This is a genomic window from Fictibacillus enclensis (assembly GCF_001457035.1).
Lineage (GTDB): Bacteria > Bacillota > Bacilli > Bacillales > Fictibacillaceae > Fictibacillus_C > Fictibacillus_C enclensis.
The window spans coordinates 42,995-65,162 of record NZ_KQ758619.1 but is presented as its reverse complement, the minus strand read 5'-3'; the positions used below and the strand labels follow the sequence as shown (position 1 = coordinate 65,162).

Genomic DNA, 22,168 nt, shown 5'->3' with positions numbered 1-22,168 from the left:
GCCGAATTCCCTGACAGCTTTTCTGGACTACCGGCAGAATGGTATAGAGTTATCACAAAAGATAAAAAAAGGCTGAAACCAAATTCAGCCTTTAAAATCCTTATTGTGCTTTTTCTTTCTTGATCTGCTTGCTTCGCAGCTGGCCGCATGCCGCATCGATATCGGTGCCGTGCTCCTGGCGGATTTTACAGTTGATGCCGCGCTTTTTCAGCGTATCGTAAAAAGCCAGAACGGAAGCCTGTTTGCTTCGCTGGTATTGGCCATGCTCATCCACCGGGTTGTAAGGAATCAGATTCACATATACTTTCTGTTTTTTATCCTGAAACAGATCGGCAAGCTCTTCTGCTTCTTTCTGATGGTCATTCACATCCCGCAGCAGAATGTACTCGATCGTAATCCGGCGGTTGGTGGTTGTAATATAATAATCGACGGCTTCCATTAATGGCTCAAGCGGAATCGCCTTGTTAATCTTCATGATCCGTGTGCGCAGCTCGTTGTTGGGAGCATGCAGCGACAAAGCAAGGTTCACATTAAGCCCCGTATCGGCAAACTCACGAATTTTTTTCGCCAGCCCGCTGGTAGATACCGTAATGCGGCGGGAGCCGATCGCAAGTCCTTTAGGATCGATTACCACGTTAATAAAATCGATCATATTTTCAAAGTTGTCAAACGGCTCACCGATCCCCATGACCACAATATGGCTTACTCTCTCGTCCTTGTTGCGCTCATCGAGGTGCAGCTGGACATTCATGATCTGCTCCACGATTTCCCCGCTGGATAGGTCTCTGCTTTTCTTCAGCAGACCGCTTGCACAGAAGCTGCATCCGATGTTGCAGCCAACCTGGGTGGTAACGCAAACCGACAATCCATATTTATGCTTCATCAGCACCGTTTCAATCAAATTGCCGTCCTGCAATTTAAACAAGAATTTGACCGTTCCGTCTTCTGATTCCTGTTTGACGTGCTGCTGCATCGTCTGAAACGAAAAGCGCTCAGACAAAAGCTTCACACATTCTTCTTTTACACCGGACATTTCCGTAAATGAAGCCACGCGTTTTCGATATAACTGATCCCACACCTGGGCCGCATGAAATCGCTTGATGCCGCGCTCAAGCAGCCAGGCAGAAAGCTGTTCGAATGTTAATCCATAAATGGATTTCTTCATCATGTTGTTACCCTCTTTTCAGATTCTATATTGAACTGCCACCGGGACAGACAAGGTCTTAATTTTCAATTGTTATCTTAACATACAATAACAGGCATTGAGGAGTTTCGCTACTCCCAGTATGAGCAACTTTGACACATCTATATCTTCCCCCTTTCCACAAAAATGGAAACCCGGTCAGTGATTTGGTGTATCGCCCTCCGATATGCCCGATATTTCAATGGATATCTTTATACCTGACCTTCATGAGGATATAATGTAAACAGGACAAATCCCATGGAGAAATGTATGCTGAATTACGTTCTGAATGCAAAAAGCAACCAGTTTTACTATGAAGGAAAAGGGCAGCTTTCCATTAAAACCTTTCGAAACGGCCGGGCGCACTACAAGACGAACTCCGGCTTTTTTGCGGTGGAGGAAGACAGCTACCTGCTCCTGAACGCGGGTGATTATGCTATTTCCATTGAGGAAGAAACAGAGGTAGAATCCTTCTGTTTATTTTTCACCGATGAACTTGCGGGTGAAGTGATGAGTACATTATCCGAGGCCGAACACAGCCTGCTCGATGATCCCTTCAAAACGAAAAGTTCTGCAGGTTTTTTTGAAAAAACCTACCCTATCTCTGCGGATCTTTCCCAACAAATCGACTATTTCCGGGGAAATATGTCATTCCAAAGTGCCACTTGGCAAGAAGAGCAGTTTCATACCATTATGGAGCATATTATCACGGAGCAATGCCATCTCCAGAATGAAATCATTGCGCTGCCTGCATTAAAACGATCAACGAGAGAAGAAGTCTACCGAAGAGTCAGTGTGGCTCACGAATACATCCGTGCCTTTTTTCATCTGCCGCTTACACTTAAGGAAATTTCCCATATCGCTTGTCTCTCTCCAAACCATCTCATCAAAAACTATACCGCTGTGTATGGCTGCACGCCCCATCAGCACATTACCGCTTACCGTGTACAAAAGGCGATACAACTGCTGAAACAGCCGGAAATAAGCATGACCCGGATCGCCTTTGAGCTGGGCTTTGAAACACCGGCTTCTTTTAGCAAAATGTTTAAGCAGCAAACTGGATGTTCCCCTCTTTCATACCGAAAAAAAGTGATTTTGGATAAGAAAGATTAAGCGGCACCCTGTATGCTGATGAAGAATACAAATAAAGGAGAGATGATAATGGAAGCAGTCATACATAAAGTAGGTCAAATCGGAGTCCCAGTAAACGACTTAAAGCGTGCCATTACCTTTTACCAGGAAAAATTGAGATTGAATCTATTATTCCAAACGGGCAATATGGCATTTTTCGAGTGCAATGGCCTGCGGTTATTGCTTGATTTACCTGAAAACGAAGCCTCTGCGCATCCAAGCTCAGTCATTTACTTTCAGGTCGAGGATATTCAAAAAGCACATCAAGAGATGGCCGGCCGCGGAGTATCATTCATCAGCGCACCCCATCTCATTGCGAGAATGGGACAACGGGAAACGTGGATGGCCTTCTTTACGGATACAGAAGGAAACACCCATGCCTTTATGAGCGAGCTTGATGTCTAGAGATGAAAAAAAGATACCCAGGTGAGGATATCTTCTTTATTTCCACTCTAATTCTGGCAAAATATCTTTTTGTAATTCGCACATTTCGTCGATCATGGCACATGCCTGATAATAAGATGGGGCCTGAGGATCCAGCAATATGGCCTGCAGCAGTTTGGTTTTGGATTGTTCCACATAGGCTTCAAGCAATAGTTTATGAATGCTTCCCTGAATATTGATGGTTCCGAGTATGGCCGTTGGCAGTTCAATCTCCATCGGCTTAAGCGAGATTCCGTTTCCGTTCACGATGGCTTGAGTCTCCACCACCATGTCATCCGGAAGTCCTTTGATTGCTCCTTTATTGGGCATGTTCGCCGCATTGATCTGGATTTCTTCATCAAAGTAGATGGCTTCAATGATTGGAATGGCATATTCGTTACTCTTGTTAACATTATTTTTATCAAACGAGTACGCTTGTTCTGCCCAATCTTCTTGTGTGGTCGTGTCGTCAAATAACCCTTTATCCAAAGAATTCCCGCTGGCAGAATACACAAATTCCGGTACTTCAGAACCTTTCTGCCACAGCTTTTCCCGGATCGGATCATAGCGGAATTGAAGAGAGAGGCCTGCGTAAAAGTCTTCAGCGTATGAAACGTATTCGCCGCAATGATTCGTTCCCGGATACGGATAATATCCGTACGTACGGTACATCGTTCGTGATAACGCATAATGATCAAAATGAGCCAGGCGATTCGCCGATTTTTCTTTTTCATGGAACAAAGGATAAAGATCCTCTCCTGTTTCCTTGTCCCATATTTTTGTAAAAAAGCCGAAGTGGTTCAATCCTCCGCCCTCAACGCCGATAGAGCTTGCCGGGATTTCCAGAAAGCTTGCCAGCTGATCGATTCCCATATCGAGCCCATGACAAAGTCCGACAATCTTAATGGACGTTAATTTGGAGATGGCTTCCACCAATTTCGCTTCCGGATTGGTGTAGTTGATAAACCAAGCTTCCGGGCATATTTTTTCCATCGTCCGTGCAATATGAAGCATCGGGCCCAGGTTTCTTAAGGTGTGGTACATGGAGCCGGGACCGCCATTTTCTCCGTAGATCTGCTTGCTTCCATAACGGCGGGGGATGTGGAAGTCCTGAGACCAGTAAAAGTACCGGTTTACTTCAATGGCAACGATTACAAAATCAGCGTCAGTTAACGCTTCTTCGAGATTTGTGGTTCTGGACAATTCACCAGGATGTGAGAACGCTGAAAACATCTCTGACGCGTATTGATACGTCCGGTTAACATTCTCTTGTTCAATATCCATTAAGGCGACTTCCAAATGATCCGCCTTTTTCAGCTTTTCGGATAAAGCAATATCGTTTAGCGCGCCATGTGCGAACGACACACTTCCAGCTCCAATTAAAGCAACTTTCATATTATATCTCTCCTTCAGATTGATGGATGGCCAGAAAGCCTGCTCCGATGACTCCTGCGTCAGAGCTGTATTGGTTGATGACGATATTGATCTTGTCTCTCAGGTTTTTGAAAACTTTTTTCCTGGTGCCTTCCGCGACCATCTCGATCAGCCATGGATTATGATGGATAACCGCTCCTCCTAAAACAAAAATTTCGGGATCAATGGTCTGAATGAGGGAGGCAATGGCATTTGAGAAGTGCTCAATCCATAAATCAATGACCTTTTTCGCTTCTTCGTCATTCTTTTGATACCGTTCAAAAAGCAGGGCAGAAGTAGCATCTTCGCCGTACAGCCTCTTGCTTTCTTCTTCGAGGGCAAGACCGCTGCATAATGATTCCAGTGAGCCGTCGTACAGGCTCGGATGGTTTTTTTTCTGGCTGGAAACAATCATGCTTCCAATTTCACCGGCATATCCGTGTGAGCCTCTGAGAATTTTGTTATCAATGATGATTCCGCTGCCCACACCGGTGCTTACCGTGATGTACATTGCATTTCGACATCCTTTTGCCGCGCCGTAATGAGCCTCAAGCAGCGCAACCATGTTCACATCGTTATCAATGAACACCTGGTAACCGGGAAAATAAGACCGAAGGGTATCCACACTTACTTCTTCCAGCCACGGAATATTGGTCGCATCCACGATTTTCTCCGCCTCGTCCGGCCAGGGAACCGGAAGGCCAATGCCGATCTTTTTTGCCGTACGATCCGGATCAACTTTCTTGATCATGTCTAGAATCGATTTGAAGATTTCATCTGGTTTCTTGTATTCAGTTGTCAAGGCGGTTTCTTTCCTGGTTAGAGACAGACCGTTTTCCACCAGGCCAACACGTATATTCGTACCGCCGACGTCAATGCCGATCACACTCTCATTCATGTTTTTTATCCCTCGACTTTTTGTGTAATGTGCTTTGCCGCCTCCGTATCCAGGTAAAAATCAATATGGTCATGGTGAAGCAATTCCTGGGCAGGCAGCTTAGCTTCCGGATGGTTAAAGATCTCTTTTACAATGTCTGCTTTGTGTCCGCCGGTAATGACTACAATGACTTTTTTGCTTTGGATCACCTGTTTTAATCCAAGAGTGATTCCATTTGTCAAAGCAGCAGGCTCGTCAAAATACTTTTGTGCGGTTGTTTTTGTCTCATTTGAAAGATCGACAACACTGCTATGATCTCGCACCGGCGTTCCTGGTTCATTTAATCCGATATGCCCGTTCATTCCCACGCCCATTAAGCTGAATGTTATGGGATGCTGCTCGATATAAGCATCGATTTTTTCACATTCCTGCTGCAAGTCAGGACTCATCCCATCATAAAAAAGGATTTGGTGTGACTGGATGCCGGCTGGAGAAAATAAATCCCTTTGCAGCATTTGATAGCAGCTTCCCGTCGAGTGTTTTTCAATGCCCACCCATTCATCGAGACTGACGATCCGGAGTTTCCTGATATCGTCCGTGTTCGCCTGTACAGCAAACCTCTTGTAGCTTTTCTGCGGTGTGCTTCCAGAAGCGAGGCAAAAAACCGGATAAGCCTCTTCTTTCAGGCCTGCTGCCATTGCTTCGGCGATCGCCTCTGCCACCTGTTCTTCTTTTTCAAAGATTTTAAGCATGTTTTTCACCTCCGGCTGCTTTTTCAGCAGATATAACCGTTCCCATTTCACGCTGCAGTGAAAGAATTCCCGCTCCCAGAGCAGACATGTGCTCGGCAGCACTGAACGAAATCGTTGGATCCCAGTCCATATACTGCCCGACATTCTTTTTGATCCCGTCCAGGAGATCGTCCGAAAACAAAGCCATCGTTTTACCGCTGATAATGATTCGGTCCACATCCAGGACACTGATAATATTGGTGATCACCAGTGCGACCTTTTTGGCCAGATATTCTTGGCAAACTTCCCTTTCTTGCGGATTGCTCAGATCAAACGTTTTTACAATTGCACTAAGACCGAGCTTCCCTTCGAGCCAGCCGACTGAGGTAGGCGTCTTTTTAAAATCTTCATCAAAGCATAGATACTCAAGCTCACCCGCTCTTGAATTAAACCCTCTGTGAAGCTGCTTATTCAGGATCAATCCGGCACCAATTCCTTCTCCAAAGGAGATATGAATCAAATCGGCGGGCATTTCAGCGAACGCTTCCAGACTGCGGAATTCTGCCACGGTGGAGGCATTCACATCATTTTCAAGAAGTATAGGATAAGAGACACTGCATTTCAGCCTTTCACCAATCTCCTCGAAATGAAAATCCTCTTCCTGATCTTCCACGGTTTTCATCCTGATGGTTTTGCTTCTTGTATTAATGGCACCAGCCACACCGATGCCAATTCCAAGCACCACACTGCAGGTTTTCTTTGCTTCCTCCTCCATGACCGCTACGATTTCATTAAAAATGCGGGCAAAATCCTCATGGTAGAAGGGAAGGTCGGTATGAAAGGTGCGGGAAGCGATGATCTGGTTCTTTAAATTCACAAGTAGGCCCGTCACAGCCTGGCCAATGATCTCCAGCCCAATGGTGACATAGCTGTTTTCATTGAACTTGTACACCGTTCGTTTCCGGCCCAGCCCGCCCATTCCCTCGCGGCTTTCTCCGGTTTCCTTTAAAATGCCGATTTCGGTAAAATAATTCACGATTTTACTGACCGTCACAAAACTCATCGCCGTTTTTTCTGTGATTTCCACCTTGGCCAGTTCCGGATGGTGAAGAAGGATATCGAAAATGATTTTTCTGTTTTCATCCTTTATATCGTTAGGTAAATAAGATTTCATCCATAACCTCTCATTTCTAATTTAAGAACATTAATTAATAACCTTTAATAATTAAACAAAAATAAAAGACCTAATTTTCAGATCATTCGATTAAATAATAAGGGACGGCTGCTTACACTGTCAATACAAATTTTGGATAGCACCTGATACGTGAGGGAAGAGGTTTGCCTGTAAACGTGTTACCTTGGAAGGGAACGATATCTGAAAAGTGACTTACATACTGAAGATGAGGTGAGAAAATGAAAGTAGGAATCATTGGACTAGGTGATATTGCCCGTAAGGCATATATGCCGGTGCTTACCCAAAAGGAAGGCATCGAGCTTGTTCTATGTACAAGAAATGAAGAGACCCTTCAGCAGCTGGCGAGCCAGTATAGAATCGCCGAAACTGCCCGCACGATAGATGAGCTGCTTGCAAAAGAGATTACTGCCGCGTTTGTGAGTGCAGCAACCGATGCGCATCTTGAGATCGCCGAACAGCTGCTGCAAAACGGAATTCATACGTACATCGATAAGCCGGTATCCCTTCATTTACAGGAAACAGAACGGGTCGTCCAGCTTGCCAAAGAAAATGACGTAATTGCCATGATCGGATTCAACCGCCGGTTTGTTCCAAGAGTCTGCGAGTTGAAAGACCATGGGAAAGCCAACCTGATTTTGATGCAAAAAAACCGGTTCTCATCCCCTGACTACACCCGCCGCTTTATCATTGATGATTTTATCCATGTGGTGGACACGCTTCGTTTCTTAATGGGAACCGAGGTGCAAGATGTGAACGTTCAGCATCAAAAAAAGGATGACCAACTCCAGTTCGTGATCATCCAGCTGATTGGGGATGGCTGTACGGCGATGGGAATCATGAACAGAAACGGCGGTGTGACCGAGGAGATCATTGAATACCATACCGGCCATCACAAATATGTCGTCAACAGTTTGGTAGAGACCACTCATTATCACAATAAAGACATTCAATCGGCCAAATTCGGCGATTGGGAACCCACCCTCTACAAGCGCGGCTTCTATCAGATCACCGATCATTTTCTGGACTGCGTCCGTCAGAATCGACAGCCCGATCCGTCATTGGAGGACTCACTCCTTACCCATGAGATTTGCGAGCGAATCGTCAACTTAATTGAAGAAAAACGGTAAAAGAAGAACCGGAGACCTGAGTGTCTCCGGTTTTTGTTCGCAGGATAAATATAGAACAAAAAGGAGAATAAGAAACCTCTATAGAAAATATAGTAAGGAAAAAAACTGTTCTTATTCCACAAACGGGCCGGTTAATGGAAGAAGGAGTATTTAAAATCAACATATTGGGAGGGACTGAACTTGAGTAGATTGGCTAAAACTCATCAACCACCTTACTATGCGGTAATATTTTCATCACAACGAACTGAGATTGACAAAGGTTATGAGAAAATGGCCGAAAAAATGGTTGAGCTAGCGTCTCAACAGAAAGGTTTCTTAGGTGTAGAAAGTTCCCACGATGGGGGACTGGGAATTACTGTTTCCTACTGGGAATCTTTAGATGCTATAAAGCAGTGGAAGGAACATTCAGCACATCAAGTTGCACAGAATAGAGGTAAAAAGGAATGGTACAAAAACTTTGCACTAAGAGTATGCAAAGTAGAAAGAGATAACTTTTTTGAGATGTAATATATTGGCTTTCTTCAGCTATCGCGCAATTATTGAAGAAGATCCCTGCTTTTTTATTGCTGATTCATGCTGTTCTTTAATTTTTGTACTCCAAAAGCGAACCTGTTACTTCATCCTTTGCAACCCAATTTTCAGTCTCCCTTTCCCTCTATATTTCCCTGATACCATCAGTCAAAAAACGTCATTCATCCGCTCAAGGAGTTCCCCAAACAACTCCTTCTCTTCGTTCGTCCAGGTTTCGAGCATCTTTTGATACCGGGCGAGCCTCGTTTTTTTATCCGCTTTCAATTTCTCCCGGCCCAATTCGGTTATGGTAAAGAGGCTCACCCTTCCATCCGAAGGATCGGAGGAACGCTCAATCAGTCCTTTTCCCTCCAATGCTCCTGCCTGGCGTGAGAGGGTGGATATATCAAGTTTAAAGGACTCTGCCAGCTTTTTGACCCGCGCAGGTCCGAACTCGTCCAGCTGCCTCAAGATCAAATACGAAGCTCTCTCCAGATTTCCTATTTTATTTTCCGAGTTATCAATGTATACCGCCCGCCGGATAAAGGTGGTCAGTTCATATTCAATTCGCTCAACTGCATTCTTGTTGTTCAAAGCCCATCACTCCTGCACAAGCTTATAGCCCAATTTCATTGACATTTGCCTATATGCTTGTATAATACAAATATATAATTGTATCGTACAAGTAATTACGAAAAATGTAAAGAGCTATCCTAGTCAGACAGAAAGGAGGGAGTTGTTCTTATTAGAACAGCACCTTTTGTGAAAGCTATACGAATTATTCTGCAGATCACTATTCTTTACACGTTTTCCCTCATTGGAGAATGGGTTCATAACCTGCTTCATCTTCCGGTATCGGGGAGCATCGTGGGACTGATCCTTATGCTGATCTGCTTAACCTTTAAAATTGTTCCGGTCAAGATTGTGGAAGACGGAGCAAGTTTTTTATTGTCATTTCTTCCTCTTTTATTTATCCCCGCAATGACGGGTGTTATGAATTACCCGGCACTATTTTCAGGCAAAGGCCTGGTTCTGCTGCTGATTGTCGTGCTGAGCACCATTGTCACAATGGTCGCTGCAGGAATTGCCAGCCAACTGCTCGAGAAAAACGCCAACAAGGGAAAGGAGAATGACGAGTGCAACAAGCAAGTATCGCAATCCTGATTATTTTGCTTACCATTGCGGTGTATATCGCAATGACAAAACTATATGTACGCTTCTCCTATCCGATTCTCATACCCGTGCTGACCACCACCGTGGCAATCATCCTGCTGTTGTTGGCCTTTCATGTTTCCTATGATCAGTACATGATCGGCGGGAAGTGGATTAATTCCCTTCTGGGGCCAGCAGTGGTCGCCTTGGCATATCCGCTATATAACCAGCGCAAAATTCTGGTCAAGTACAGCCTGCCTATCATCGGAGGCGTATTTGCGGGTTTGTTCTCAGGCATGATCAGCGGTCTTCTCTTTGCTGAAGTATTCGGCATCGACCGGGATTTGATCCTATCCATTGTGCCTAAGTCGATTACAACTCCGGTTGCCATTCAGATCGCCACTGGTATCGGCGGTGTCCCTTCCATGACCGTTGTTTTCGTCATGATCGCCGGATTCTCCGGTGTTATTTTAGGGCCAAAAATTATGAAATGGGTTCGCATCCGAAGCTATCTTGGAAAAGGTATTGCCTTTGGGAGCGCCTCTCACGCCCTTGGGACGTCAAAAGCATTTGAGTACGGTGAACTGACTGTATCCATGAGTTCGGTATCGATGACGCTTTGCGCCCTTCTTGGTTCGGTATTCGGTCCGATCGTCGTATGGATTTTTCACGTATAAGAAAAGCCGTCCGGATTTCCGGGCGGCTTTTTTCTGCTCTGATTAGGTTTACTCACCATTCTATGGGGCTTACTCGCGGAAATGTTCGGTTTACTCACCATTTTAGTGTCATTACTCACGGAAATCTGTACATTACTCACCATTTTTAATCAGTTACTCACCTAACACATCATTTTCACCAAAATAAAAATTATGCGAAATAGGTACAGGTGAATCGTGCTAAAAACTGCTTCATTTCAGGCCACAAAGTTACTGAATGGTGAAAAAGGGGAATGTAAAGAATGCTGTTTTGCAAGCGTTTTACTAAACAAATGGGGAGGAAATTCAATGGCAAATGTGATCAAATCCAATCCAAAGCTTTATGTAATGGATAACGGAAGGATGCAGATGGACAAAAACTGGATGATTGCGATGCACAATCCGGCCACGGCGGACAATCCGAATGCGCCTGCTGAGTTTGTCGAGTTCCCGGTGTATACCGTGCTGATCGACCATCCCGAAGGCAAAATCCTGTTTGATACGGCCTGCAATCCGGAATCAATGGGTGCCGAAGGACGATGGGGAAAAGCGACTCAATCCTTGTTCCCGATCAACATGGGAGAACAATGCTACCTGCACAACCGGCTAGAGGAATTAAACGTACGTCCACAAGACATTAAATACGTTGTGGCATCTCACCTCCACCTCGACCACGCCGGATGCCTTGAGCTGTTTACGAATGCCACGATCATCGTCCATGAGGATGAACTGAGCGGCGCGCTGCAAGCTTATGCCCGAAATGTAAAGGAAGGCGCCTACATATGGGGAGATATTGATGCCTGGATCAAAAACAATCTGCAATGGAAAACGATCAAGCGAAATGAAGATCAGATTCATCTGGCAGAAGGAATCAGCCTCCTCAACTTTGGAAGCGGACACGCCTGGGGCATGCTTGGCCTGCAAATCAACATGCCGGAAACCGGCGGCATTATCCTGGCTTCAGACGCTATTTATACAGCTGAGAGCTTCGGCCCGCCTGTAAAGCCTCCGGGCATTATCTATGACTCCCTCGGCTATTTGAATGCCGTGGAAAAAATCCGACGTCTCGCCAATCAAACCAACTCTCAGGTCTGGTTTGGTCATGATGCCAATCAATTTAAAACCTTCCGCAAATCAACGGAAGGCTATTACGAGTAAAAGAAGAAGAAGGAGGACAACAAAGAATGAATGCAGCAAAGCTGGTGTTTACACCATTAAGCTATATTGGCTGGGGAGCGTTAAAGGAACTGCTGCCTGAGGTTGAAAAATACGGTCCGAAAAAGATTCTTGTGGTTACGGATCCGATGCTCGCCAAAATTGGATTGACCGACAAGATCACCGGTCCGCTTGAGGAACAGGGCTATTCTGTCACCCTGTACACGGAGGTCGTTCCGGAGCCGCCTGTTGAAGTGGGAGAAAAGCTCGTGTCCTTCACCCGGGAAGGCGGATTTGACATGGTGATCGGGGTTGGCGGGGGAAGTGCACTGGATTTGACCAAGCTAGCTTCGGTTCTCGCTGTTCACGAAGGTCCTGTTACGGATTATTTGAATTTAACAGGCACACGAGCGGTTGAAAGAAAAGGCCTGCCAAAGATCCTGATTCCAACCACCTCCGGAACCGGTTCAGAAGTCACCAACATCTCCGTACTGTCACTTGAAACGACAAAGGACGTGGTCACCCATGATAACCTGCTTGCCGATGTAGCGATCATTGATCCTGCACTGACCCTGTCCGTACCGCCAAAAGTAACGGCAGCGACTGGCATTGATGCACTGACACATGCGGTGGAAGCCTACATTTCCGTCAACGCGAGCCCTACGACAGACGGGTTAGCTCTGCAGGCGATCCGCCTGATCGCACGATCCCTTCGCCGCGCTGTTGAGAACGGCAACGATGAACAGGCCCGGATTGACATGAGCAACGGAAGCTATATCGCCGGTCTTGCCTTTTTTAATGCCGGTGTGGCCGGTGTTCATGCGCTTGCCTATCCGCTCGGCGGCCAATTCCACATTTCTCACGGCGAGTCCAATGCCGTACTGCTGCCGTATGTGATGGGCTATATCCGAAAAAGCTGCGTCACACGCATGGGAGATATCTTAAATGCGCTTGGCGGCAACTCTGCCTTCCTTTCCGATGAAGAGGCGTCTTACCGTTGCGTCGAGGAACTGAAGCGCCTGGTCAATGATGTGGGCATTCCCAATACACTCTCAGGTTTTGATGTTCCCGAATCTGCCCTCGAGAGCCTGACACAGGACGGTGTGAAACAAAAAAGAATCCTGGCCCGAAGCCCTCTCCCGCTGCTCGAAGACGATATCCGGAACATTTACCAATCTGCCTTTGAAGGTGCAGTAATAGAGCCCCAGTAACACTTTGTAAAACCTAAGAAGCCTGGAGAATGTCAGGCTTCTTTTTTATGGAATACAAGCTTTCATGATTGGTACCATAGCCCACCGGGTAGAGGATAAGGAGTCTACTTTTAATGAGGAGGGAACATGATGGCAATTTCGTTAAAGAAACTGAAGCATCAGGTGGTGGTCATAACCGGAGCATCCAGCGGCATCGGGCTGGCGACGGCAAGAATGGCAGCCTCAAAAGGAGCAAAGGTGGTGCTGGCAGCCCGGAATGAAGCCGCTCTTCAGCAGCTGGCAGAGGAACTGAGAAGCAAAGGCTGTCCCGCTGCCTATGTGGTAGCAGATGTGAGCAAGGAGGAGGATGTACGCAAAATCTCCGACACGGCAATGAGTGAATTCGGCCGGTTCGATACATGGGTCAACAATGCAGGGGTATCGATTTTCGGCAAAGCGATGGACGTCAGCACCGAAGATATGAAGCGGATGTTTGAAACGAATTTCTGGGGCGTGGTGTACGGATCAAGAATGGCGGTAAAGCACTTTACCGAAAGAGGCGTTCCCGGAGCGTTGATCAACGTGGGAAGCCTGTTCGGCGACCGCGGGAACGTCGTTCAGTCTACCTATTCCGCGTCAAAATTTGCGCTGCATGGCTGGACCGAGAACCTGCGCATGGAACTGGAAAAAGATAAGGCACCCGTCTCGGTGACCTTAATCCATCCCGGCAGGATCGATACGCCGTACAATGAGCATGCCATGAGCTACCTGGACAAGCAGCCAGCCCATATCGGCATGATGTACGCACCTGAAGCGGTAGCGGATGCCATTCTGTATGCGGCATCCCACCCGACGAGGGACATGTTTGTCGGATCACAGGCGAAGCTGAATGCGGTATTGGGAAGACTCGCTCCCCGCATGATGGACAAATGGATGGAGGCGACCATGTTCCGCACACAGCACGACAACGGGCCGTCCAACACGCGCGAAGAAAGCGGACTGTATCATCCCGGTTACGGCATGCACGAACGGGGCACCAATACCGGCTGGGTGCGCAACCGAAGCTGGTACGTCAAAGCCTCCAAGCACCCGGTGCTGTCGGCCATGGCATTGACTGGCCTCGGAATGTATGTCTGGAATATGTCAAAGAATCATAAAAAAGAGCAAGTGCCTTATTCTTAAAAGAAATAGAAAAGGAGACCGAATTCAATGTTCGGTCTCCTTTTTTATTTCTATTTCTTTGAAAAGTTCACCTTTTCCAACCCTGCAATGCTGATTTCATCTCCGGATTTAAGTGTTGCTGTTACACTGGTTACTCCACCATCTTTAGTTGAATTGGCCAGTAATTCATTTACAATGGCATAATCTTTTCTAAACACAAAGAAATTGCCAAATTCATCGGGTGTAGTGAATTTGTAGCGTCCTGGAGCAATGTCCTTGCCCACAATCCAATAGCCTGAAGTAAAGCTTTTCACCTTCGTATGAGAAACTTGCGTAAACTGAACACTATCCAAGCCGTCTATTTCTATTTTATCTCCAGATTTAATATCGGTGGTAACCACTGTCACTCCGAAATCCTCGTCTGGACTGGATAGTATTTCGTTAATGTAACGATTGCTGTCCGTATTAATAAATAAGTTTCCAAAGCCTGATTTTGTTGTAATTCTGTAACGTCCCGCCTTAATATCCTTGCCTGCTTTCCATGTTCCAGCACTCAAGCTTTTGACATAAGGCACGGTAATGGTCGCTGTTGTTGTTTTTCCGTTGGTGGAGGAAGCCGTAATTTTAGCACTTCCTGCCCCTACTGCTGTAACTTTCCCTTTGCTGTCCACTTTTGCAACTTTGGAATTGGATGATTTCCACTTTAGCGTTTTATTGGTCGTGTTGCCAGGGCTTACGGTTGCAGATAAGGTAATGGATTTACCCTTGTTCAGCGTGACTTTGCTTTTGTTCATCTTGACGGATTTCGCCAGAACCGGAGCATTCACAGTCACTTTAATATTAACTGACTTTGCGCCTTTCACACTTGCAGTGATGGTTGCACTGCCTTTTTTCTTACCGGTTATTTTACCCTTGCTGTCGATAGTCGCATATTTGGTGCTGGAAGATTTCCATGTTACTTTTTTATCGGTGCTGTCAGATGGAGAAACAGTTGCTGACAGCTGGGCGGTTTTGCCTGCCGTTACCGATAATTTGGTTTTATTGACTTTGACCGTCTTAGTGGAAACCGTTACCGTCACCTTTTTGGACAGCTTGGGATTATCTTTTCTTGTTGCTGTAATGGTAGCCGACCCATTGGCAATCCCTTTAATGTTTCCTTTCGTATCCACGGTTGCCACTTTTGTATTGGAGCTTTTCCAGAGCACTGTTTTATCAGTCGTATTGGTTGGAGTAACAGTTGCCGTTACTTTTACTGTTTGTTTTTTCGTGATGTTAAATGTCGCTTTGTTTATTGTTAAACTCGAAGGAATAATATTTTTAACCGTTACCGTGATACTTTTTTTAACGGCTGAATTGCCTTTAGCTGTTGCTGTTATAGTGGCAGTTCCCGCTTTGTTTCCTTTTACATTTCCATTCGCATCCACTGCCGCCACTTTTGTATTGCTGCTCGTCCAGCTGACTTCTTTATTGGTTGCTGTCGAAGGGGCGATTGTAGCCTTTAGAGAAGCCGTATTGTTCACTATAAGAGAGAGGCTTGGTTTACTTAAAATAATACTTTGCGGGATAAGAATGACCTGTTTAAAACTCATGGTTCCGTTCATTCCCGAAATGGAAACCTTGTCTCCATTTTCTAATTTCTGTTGAATGGGCTCATCCCAATCAGAAATACCATAGCTGTCTTTTTCGTTGTAATCCGCTCCAAATATGGCCAAATCAGCAGAATCATAGTCATCATAAGGGGAGTCCAATTTTAAGCTGTATGTACCTGCCGGAATGTCGGTACCCACTTCATAATAACCAGACGATACCTTTTTCAAGTCCGGTTTAGCTGCGTCCTGGACTTCCACGTTGGATTCATCATTAACAACGTTGATCCACACCGTATCTCCGTCTTTTAAATTAGCTGTAAAGCGACCGGAATAATCACTGTCCATGTTTTCGGACACAACATCTTTGTCTTCACCATTCACATTGCGGGTAACATAAATACCTGCTGTTCCTTGGTCAATGCGGAATGCTTTCAGTCCGGCAGAAATTTCCTTCCCAACCTTGTATGTCCCACTGCTTACTGACGTACCGCCTGCCGCTTGCGCTACATTGCCAAATGCAGCGGTAAATACCAGCGCCATCATTATGACTACCCTAACCCAAAACCCTTTTTTCATGGATTTCTTCTCTCCCTTTTCATCTCAATATGTAACAGGCGTAAAGCCCCGTTCACCAACTTTATCGCTACTTTTCTCCTATCTTACTTACTAATAATGTAATAGATTGGTACATTTAGTCAATTAAAATAAAAAGAGTAAAGCGCTTTTTCTGCTCTTTACTCTCTTGGGCCTTTAAAGCTATACGTGAAGTGATTAGGGTAAACTTTATTTCGCCTTTAATTTAACAGTGATGGAAGTACCTCTTCCAGGCTCACTTTCTACGTGGATATTTCCTTTGTGCAAATCGATGATTTTTTTTACGATGGGAAGTCCAAGACCGCTGCCCCCATATTTTCGGTTGCGGGACTGATCCGCTTTATAAAATCGTTCAAAAATATGAAGGAGGGCCTCCTGGTTCATGCCGATTCCAGTATCTTTTATGTTAACGATCAGCGAATCGTCTTCTTTTTTGAATGCCTCAACTGAAATGGTCCCTTTTTCCGGTGTAAATTTAATGCTGTTATGAAGCAGGTTAATCCATACTTGATCCATTAAATCCTGATCTGCTGCGATCGATAGATTTTCAAGGTCAATCTCCATGTTGATTTGTTTCTCGGTCCATTGCGGCTCATTAGCCAGAATGATGCGGCGAATTTGGTGGTCCAGCCGGTACTCTGTTAACTCAAAGGGTGGATGCTCGGACTCCAATGAAGTGAGCTTTAAAAGATTATCACTTAATTTTGAAAGTCTTATACTCTCCGTTTCGATAATGTCCAGGTAATGTTTGCGTTCGTCATGGCTCAAATTCTCGTTCTTGAGCGCTTGGGCAAATCCCATGATGGATGTGAGAGGAGATTGTATTTCATGGGAGACATTCGAGATGAATTCCTGCCGCATTTCCTCCATCTTCCCCAGCTTTTCCGCCATATCGGTAATGCTCTCGACGATTCTGGAATAAGGGTGATCGCTGCGGCCGTCCATTTGCTGCGTGTAAAAGGAGAGATCGATCTTAAAGTTTCCTTCAGCCATCATTTTCATGGCGTTAATCAGGGGATGCAGGAATTTCTCCTGCCAGGCCCTGACCCAGGTAACTCTGGTAATCAAATAGACACCGCATCCAAATATAAAAAATCCCAGCAAGGAATTAGTGATCTGTCTTATAAATTCATGAGGGACAACGTCGATGCGATCGTAAACATAACCAGTCAGCCAATAGGCACAGGACCAGCTTATGAATAATGCCATAATAACAGCCAGAAAACCAAGGATTCGTTTCAACCATTCTGGAAGGTTCATGAGCGAACCTCCAGCCGGTAGCCCAGCCCGCGGACAGTGGAGATTTTAAACGGACAATCGTCATCAGAAAACCGCTGCCGCAATCGCTTAATATGGACATCGACCGTGCGTTCATCACCCGTATAGTCAAAGCCCCAAATGTCCTCAATTAATTGTTCTCTGGAAAAAATCTTCTGCGGATGGGAGGCGATGATAAATAAAAGCTCAAATTCTTTTAACGGCAAGTCAATGGTCTCTTTGCCCAGTAGGACTTTATTGGTGTCGCGATCGATAACGGCATCGCCGATTTCAATCCGATTGGAAAGATTAATCTGATACCGTTTCAGCAAAACTCTCACCCGTGCCGCCAGCTCCGCTCCGGCAAAAGGCTTCACCAGGTAATCATCTGCACCAAGGTCAAATCCTTTTACTTTTTGAGCGGTTTCCCCTTTGGCGGTGACCATTAAAATTGGGATCTTATCTGAATAATAGGTGCGTACTTCCTGACAAAATACATACCCATCCATATTCGGCATCATGATATCAAGAATGATGAGATCAATTTTATGTTTCTCAAGCAAGGAAAGAGCGGCTTCCCCATCTGCTGCCTCTACCGTGGATAAGCCTTCTTTCGCCGGAATGACATGTATTAATTCCCGGATATGCGGGTCATCATCAACAATTAATATTTTTGCCATGATATTCATTCCTTTTATAACAAAATAGTGAGAACCGCCATTTCAAAGGGTAGTTCTCACAAGCTCAATAATCTTTATTTTAGCATTTCCTTCGTTGTTCACTAGGCACGCCGCATATAAGCGCGTACCGTGATTGGCGCAAAAATCGCCACGATCACTGTTGCTCCAATCAGGGAGATCGTGAAGTCCCAGCCCACTGTGCCGGAGTTGGTTAACTCTCGTACAGCTGTCACCAGATGGGAGATGGGATTAATTTTTACAAACCATTGAAGCAGCTTAGGCATGGTTTCGGCCGGCACAAAGGCGTTCGAGAGAAACGTGAGCGGAAACAGAACAAGCATCGAAATTCCTTGTACGCTTGAAGCGGTACGCGAAATGACTCCAAAGAAAGCAAAGATCCAGCTGATGGCCCAAGAACAGACGATGACGAGAAGCCCGGCAACAACGACTGCGCCTAATCCACCTTCTGGACGGAGTCCCATCACATACCCCATAGAAAACGTGAGTACAGTCGCTATCGTGTAGCGAATGGTATCAGCCAGCAACGCTCCCGCTAACGGTGCAATACGGGCGATTGGCAGCGACTTAAACCGGTCGAATACGCCTTTATCCATGTCCTCCCGCAGCTGTACGCCTGTCACGATAGAGGTTGTAATCACCGTTTGGACGAGGATCCCCGGTATAATAACAGGTAAATAGTTTTGTACATTCCCCGAAATCGCTCCGCCAAAAATATACGTAAACATGAGCGTAAAAATAATCGGTTGCAGCGTGACATCAAATAATTGCTCAGGTGTGCGCTTGATCTTAAGCAGTCCTCTGTAAGCCATGGTTAATGAATTTTTTACAGATTCCCGAAAGTTGGTTTTCCTGCGAAGTTTCCGTTCATGAGGTGCTTTTATCGTTGTGCTGCTCATGCCAACTCCTCCTTTTTCACCTGTGTATTGGATGCCGTATTTTGACCAGTGATCGACAGGAATACTTCATCGAGCGTTGGTTTCTGCACACTTAATTCTTCCAGTTGAATACCGGCCTCTCTCAATGTAATCAGCAAATCCGTCACCCGGTCGGCATCAGCCATCGGTGCGGTGATTTTTCCGCCTTCCGCCGTTACCGCAGACTGGACGTTAAGCACGCGCTCCACAATCAAGCGGGCCTTTGACAACGATTGTTCGTTTTGAATGCTTAAATGCAGGGAGGAGGTACCGATCGATTCTTTCAGGTCATTTACCGTGCCTTCTGCCACAACCCTGCCATGATCAATCACTGCGATTCGGTCAGCCAGTTCATCTGCTTCCTGAAGATACTGCGTCGTTAAAAGGACCGTTGAACCTTCCTTTACTAACCGGCGGATCGTATCCCACATCTGGTTACGCGTCCGCGGATCAAGTCCTGTCGTTGGTTCATCCAAGAAAATGAGTGGCGGCTGGGCAATAAGACTTGCGGCCAAATCCAGTCTGCGGCGCATACCACCGGAAAAATGTTTAAGCGGTCGTCTTGCCGCTTCCGTTAAACCAAACTCCTCCAATAATTCCATTGCTTTGCGCTTGGATTCTGCCCGGCTCAGACCCAACAAACGGGAAAAAATGACCAGGTTCTCCGTCGCGCTGAGCGACTCATCAACGGACGCATACTGACCGGTCACGCCAATCAACTGACGAACAATCTGTGCATCCTTCGCCACATCGTATCCAAAGATCTTAGCTGAACCTGCATCCGCCTTAAGCAGCGTGGCCAGCATTCGGATCGTCGTTGTTTTACCTGCACCATTGGGGCCAAGCACGCCATAGATGCTGCCCGCACGAACATTTAAATCCACGCCATCCACCGCGCGGTTATCACCAAACACCTTGACCAAACCACGCGCTTCCACAGCCAGGTCTTTATGATCCATACCCTTTCTTTTATCGGTAAATTGATTCAAAGTTAATCCTCCTTCTAACTCTTTAACTGATTATGAAGGTAATGATAAAGGATTAATGTGAACTGAATGTGAACTGTAAAAAAATAAAAAAAGTGAAGTTCAAAAATATATTTATTACTCAATAGATAAAGCCTATTAATTCACATGTTTTTGGCGTTATCTGCCAATACCTCATACAATAAGTGTTAAAATAAAGTCACTAAACTCTCCAAAGAGGTGACATCAACTTGATCATTTACGAAGCGACAAAAACGGAATTTATCTCTGATGTTACAAATGAACTTCTTGTAGAACGTCTTTATGACTCCTATCAAAATAAAATAGGCCGAACGAGTAAAAGTGAAATACAATCATGGGAGAATTCTCTCCAACGAATGTCAAATGTCATGCAGGATAAAGAGATCCCTGATGATTCTGCTGTAGCCATAGAATTTAAGATACCCAATACATCTAAACGGGTGGACTTCTTAGTAGCAGGTCACGATGGCTTACAAGATCATGTGGTAATCGTGGAATTGAAGCAATGGTCTGAGGTTGAGAAGGTAACTTCCAAAGATGCGCTTGTGTCTACCTATCTCGGGGGAGGGAAGCGAACAGTCACCCATCCTTCTTATCAAGCATGGTCATATGCTGCCTTAATTCATGACTTTAATCAAAATGTACAGGATCAGCATATTTTGTTGGATCCCTGTGCCTATCTACATAACTACCGGAAAACAGAAAATGACCCGTTAATGGATCCTCACTATGCAGATCATCTGGAGAAAGCACCGGTTTTTGCTAAAGGTGAAATACAAAAATTAAGGGACTTTATTAAGAAGTACGTTCGTTTCGGTGATCGTAACCAGTTAATTTATCAAATAGAACATGGTAAAATTCGCCCTTCAAAATCATTACAGGATTCTCTTGCAAGTATGTTGAAAGGGAACGATGAATTCGTGCTGATTGATGAGCAAAAAGTGTTTTATGAAGATGCTTTTCATTTAGCGTTGGAGAGCATCAAAACAAATAAAAAGAGAGTGATGGTGATTGAGGGTGGACCAGGAACAGGCAAATCAGTTATGGCTGTGAACCTTCTTGTAAATCTTATTAATCAGGAATTAACAGCATTATATGTATCAAAGAATTCAGCTCCGCGTAACGTTTATGCTTCTAAACTGAAAGGTACCATCAAGAAAACCCAGATTGATAACCTGTTTAAAGGATCTGGAAGCTTCACGGAATCTGATAAGGATGAATTTGACGTTCTCATTATTGATGAAGCACACCGTCTAAATGAAAAGTCCGGCCTCTACAGCAATATAGGAGAAAATCAGATAAAAGAGGTAATCCACTCATCTAAATTTACGATTTTCTTTATCGATGAAAACTAAAAAGTCACATTAAAAGATATTGGCAGCGTTGATCTCATTAATAAGTATGCAAAAGAGCTAAATGCTGAACTGATTCAGGGTAAACTTGTTTCCCAATTTCGCTGTGATGGGTCTGACGCCTATATTGCTTGGCTGGATGATGTCCTTCAAATCAGGGAAACAGCAAACGCAAATGAATCGTGGCATAGATTATCACTTTAGAGTATGTGATGACCCTAATGCTATGCTGAGGGAAATTGAAGAACTCAATAATAAAAACAACAAGTCACGTATGCTTGCAGGATATTGTTGGGAATGGCCAACGAAAGGCAGGAAAAACACCTTACATAAAGACATTGAACTTCCGGAACACAACTTTGAAATCAGCTGGAATCTATCAGACAGCATCTGGGCAATTGAACAGGATTCCGTCTCTGAAGCCGGCTGCATCCATACGTCTCAAGGACTGGAGTTTGATTACGTCGGTGTCATTATAGGACCCGATATTTCTTATAAGGATGGACATGTGGTTACAGACTATACTAAGCGTGCTAAAACGGATCAGTCTCTAAGAGGTATTAAAAAACTGGCGAAAGAGGACCCGGAGAAAGCTCAAGAACTGGCAGACCAAATTATACGAAACACTTATCGAACACTTATGACAAGAGGGATGAAAGGATGCTTTATCTTTTGTACCGATCCAGAGTTGAATCAGTATTTCAAAGAGCGCCTAAAAAAGTCTGTTCCTTATGAAGATTTGTCGCCTAAGATAGAGGTGGCAGCGGAGGATCGGGGAAAATATTAAATTTAAGTAGTATTAGTAAAGGAG

The 22,168-nt window shown here is 45.1% G+C and carries 20 protein-coding genes and 1 pseudogene; 10 read left to right on the top strand and 11 right to left on the bottom strand.

Annotation, left to right across the window (positions count from 1 at the left end):
* Positions 1 to 100: 100 nt before the first annotated feature.
* On the bottom strand, positions 101 to 1,168 hold the full coding sequence (rlmN, locus tag AS030_RS15670; protein ID WP_061973201.1) for a dual-specificity RNA methyltransferase RlmN: 1,068 nt from the start codon (positions 1,166 to 1,168) through the stop codon (positions 101 to 103).
* A 285-nt stretch (positions 1,169 to 1,453) separates the two neighbouring features.
* On the opposite strand from rlmN, the gene AS030_RS15665 reads away from it, so the two are divergent.
* Together AS030_RS15665 and AS030_RS15660 are read left to right on the top strand one after the other, a co-directional pair.
* Positions 1,454 to 2,296: a helix-turn-helix domain-containing protein gene (locus tag AS030_RS15665; protein ID WP_240482374.1), complete on the top strand. Its 843-nt coding sequence runs from the start codon at positions 1,454 to 1,456 to the stop codon at positions 2,294 to 2,296.
* A gap of 48 nt (positions 2,297 to 2,344) precedes the next feature.
* Entirely contained in the window at positions 2,345 to 2,719 is a 375-nt protein-coding gene (locus tag AS030_RS15660) for a VOC family protein (RefSeq protein WP_061973197.1), read from the top strand.
* Between the two features lie 36 nt (positions 2,720 to 2,755).
* Here AS030_RS15660 and AS030_RS15655 read toward each other — a convergent pair whose 3' ends face one another.
* Genes AS030_RS15655 through AS030_RS15640 form a run of 4 tightly spaced genes read right to left on the bottom strand, consistent with a single transcriptional unit; the run spans position 2,756 to position 6,932 of the window.
* Positions 2,756 to 4,132 carry a family 4 glycosyl hydrolase gene (locus AS030_RS15655; protein WP_061973195.1) on the bottom strand — a complete coding sequence of 459 codons (1,377 nt, stop codon included), beginning with the start codon at positions 4,130 to 4,132 and terminating at the stop codon, positions 2,756 to 2,758.
* A 1-nt stretch (position 4,133) separates the two neighbouring features.
* Positions 4,134 to 5,048 (bottom strand): ROK family protein, encoded by a 915-nt coding sequence (locus AS030_RS15650; RefSeq protein ID WP_061973193.1) that lies wholly within the window; start codon positions 5,046 to 5,048, stop codon positions 4,134 to 4,136.
* Between the two features lie 5 nt (positions 5,049 to 5,053).
* Positions 5,054 to 5,779 carry a 6-phosphogluconolactonase gene (locus tag AS030_RS15645; RefSeq protein WP_061973191.1) on the bottom strand — a complete coding sequence of 242 codons (726 nt, stop codon included), beginning with the start codon at positions 5,777 to 5,779 and terminating at the stop codon, positions 5,054 to 5,056.
* The gene (locus AS030_RS15640) at positions 5,772 to 6,932 is read right to left on the bottom strand and encodes an ROK family protein (RefSeq protein WP_061973188.1); all 1,161 of its coding nucleotides are present in this window, start codon (positions 6,930 to 6,932) and stop codon (positions 5,772 to 5,774) included. Before AS030_RS15640 ends, AS030_RS15645 begins: the two co-directional genes overlap by 8 nt.
* Before the next feature lie 239 nt (positions 6,933 to 7,171).
* Between AS030_RS15640 and AS030_RS15635 the strand changes: the two genes are divergently transcribed.
* Positions 7,172 to 8,080, top strand: a complete 909-nt coding sequence (locus AS030_RS15635; RefSeq protein WP_061973186.1) for a Gfo/Idh/MocA family protein — start codon at positions 7,172 to 7,174, stop codon at positions 8,078 to 8,080.
* Positions 8,081 to 8,260: 180 nt separating this feature from the next.
* Positions 8,261 to 8,587, top strand: coding sequence for an antibiotic biosynthesis monooxygenase family protein (locus AS030_RS15630; RefSeq protein ID WP_061973184.1), 327 nt, complete (start codon positions 8,261 to 8,263; stop codon positions 8,585 to 8,587).
* Between the two features lie 171 nt (positions 8,588 to 8,758).
* Here the strand turns inward: AS030_RS15630 and AS030_RS15625 are convergent, their stop codons facing one another.
* Positions 8,759 to 9,184 carry a MarR family winged helix-turn-helix transcriptional regulator gene (locus tag AS030_RS15625; protein WP_061973182.1) on the bottom strand — a complete coding sequence of 142 codons (426 nt, stop codon included), beginning with the start codon at positions 9,182 to 9,184 and terminating at the stop codon, positions 8,759 to 8,761.
* Positions 9,185 to 9,352: 168 nt separating this feature from the next.
* Between AS030_RS15625 and AS030_RS15620 the strand changes: the two genes are divergently transcribed.
* The 5 genes from AS030_RS15620 (at position 9,353) to AS030_RS15600 (ending at position 13,964) form a co-directional block, all read left to right on the top strand.
* The gene (locus tag AS030_RS15620; protein ID WP_061973181.1) at positions 9,353 to 9,754 is read left to right on the top strand and encodes a CidA/LrgA family holin-like protein; all 402 of its coding nucleotides are present in this window, start codon (positions 9,353 to 9,355) and stop codon (positions 9,752 to 9,754) included.
* Positions 9,727 to 10,419, top strand: coding sequence for an LrgB family protein (locus AS030_RS15615; protein WP_061973179.1), 693 nt, complete (start codon positions 9,727 to 9,729; stop codon positions 10,417 to 10,419). Before AS030_RS15620 ends, AS030_RS15615 begins: the two co-directional genes overlap by 28 nt.
* A 327-nt stretch (positions 10,420 to 10,746) precedes the next feature.
* Positions 10,747 to 11,595, top strand: a complete 849-nt coding sequence (gene ahlS, locus AS030_RS15610) for an AhlS family quorum-quenching N-acyl homoserine lactonase (RefSeq protein ID WP_061973177.1) — start codon at positions 10,747 to 10,749, stop codon at positions 11,593 to 11,595.
* A gap of 26 nt (positions 11,596 to 11,621) precedes the next feature.
* A complete protein-coding gene (locus AS030_RS15605) occupies positions 11,622 to 12,803 on the top strand; it encodes an iron-containing alcohol dehydrogenase (protein WP_061973175.1) in 1,182 nt (393 codons plus the stop codon).
* 129 nt (positions 12,804 to 12,932) lie between these two features.
* A complete protein-coding gene (locus AS030_RS15600; protein ID WP_082635849.1) occupies positions 12,933 to 13,964 on the top strand; it encodes an SDR family oxidoreductase in 1,032 nt (343 codons plus the stop codon).
* A gap of 50 nt (positions 13,965 to 14,014) precedes the next feature.
* Here the strand turns inward: AS030_RS15600 and AS030_RS15595 are convergent, their stop codons facing one another.
* From AS030_RS15595 to AS030_RS15575, 5 genes are all read right to left on the bottom strand, one after another.
* Positions 14,015 to 16,108, bottom strand: a complete 2,094-nt coding sequence (locus AS030_RS15595) for an Ig-like domain-containing protein (protein ID WP_061973171.1) — start codon at positions 16,106 to 16,108, stop codon at positions 14,015 to 14,017.
* Between the two features lie 207 nt (positions 16,109 to 16,315).
* Entirely contained in the window at positions 16,316 to 17,386 is a 1,071-nt protein-coding gene (locus AS030_RS15590; protein ID WP_061973169.1) for a sensor histidine kinase, read from the bottom strand.
* The gene (locus AS030_RS15585) at positions 17,383 to 18,063 is read right to left on the bottom strand and encodes a response regulator transcription factor (RefSeq protein WP_061973166.1); all 681 of its coding nucleotides are present in this window, start codon (positions 18,061 to 18,063) and stop codon (positions 17,383 to 17,385) included. Before AS030_RS15585 ends, AS030_RS15590 begins: the two co-directional genes overlap by 4 nt.
* Positions 18,064 to 18,164: 101 nt before the next feature.
* Entirely contained in the window at positions 18,165 to 18,980 is an 816-nt protein-coding gene (locus tag AS030_RS15580; RefSeq protein WP_061973163.1) for an ABC transporter permease, read from the bottom strand.
* Positions 18,977 to 19,957: an ATP-binding cassette domain-containing protein gene (locus AS030_RS15575; protein WP_061974159.1), complete on the bottom strand. Its 981-nt coding sequence runs from the start codon at positions 19,955 to 19,957 to the stop codon at positions 18,977 to 18,979. Before AS030_RS15575 ends, AS030_RS15580 begins: the two co-directional genes overlap by 4 nt.
* Before the next feature lie 257 nt (positions 19,958 to 20,214).
* Between AS030_RS15575 and AS030_RS24855 the strand changes: the two are divergent.
* Positions 20,215 to 22,144: pseudogene (locus AS030_RS24855) on the top strand (DNA/RNA helicase domain-containing protein).
* Positions 22,145 to 22,168: the final 24 nt, after the last annotated feature.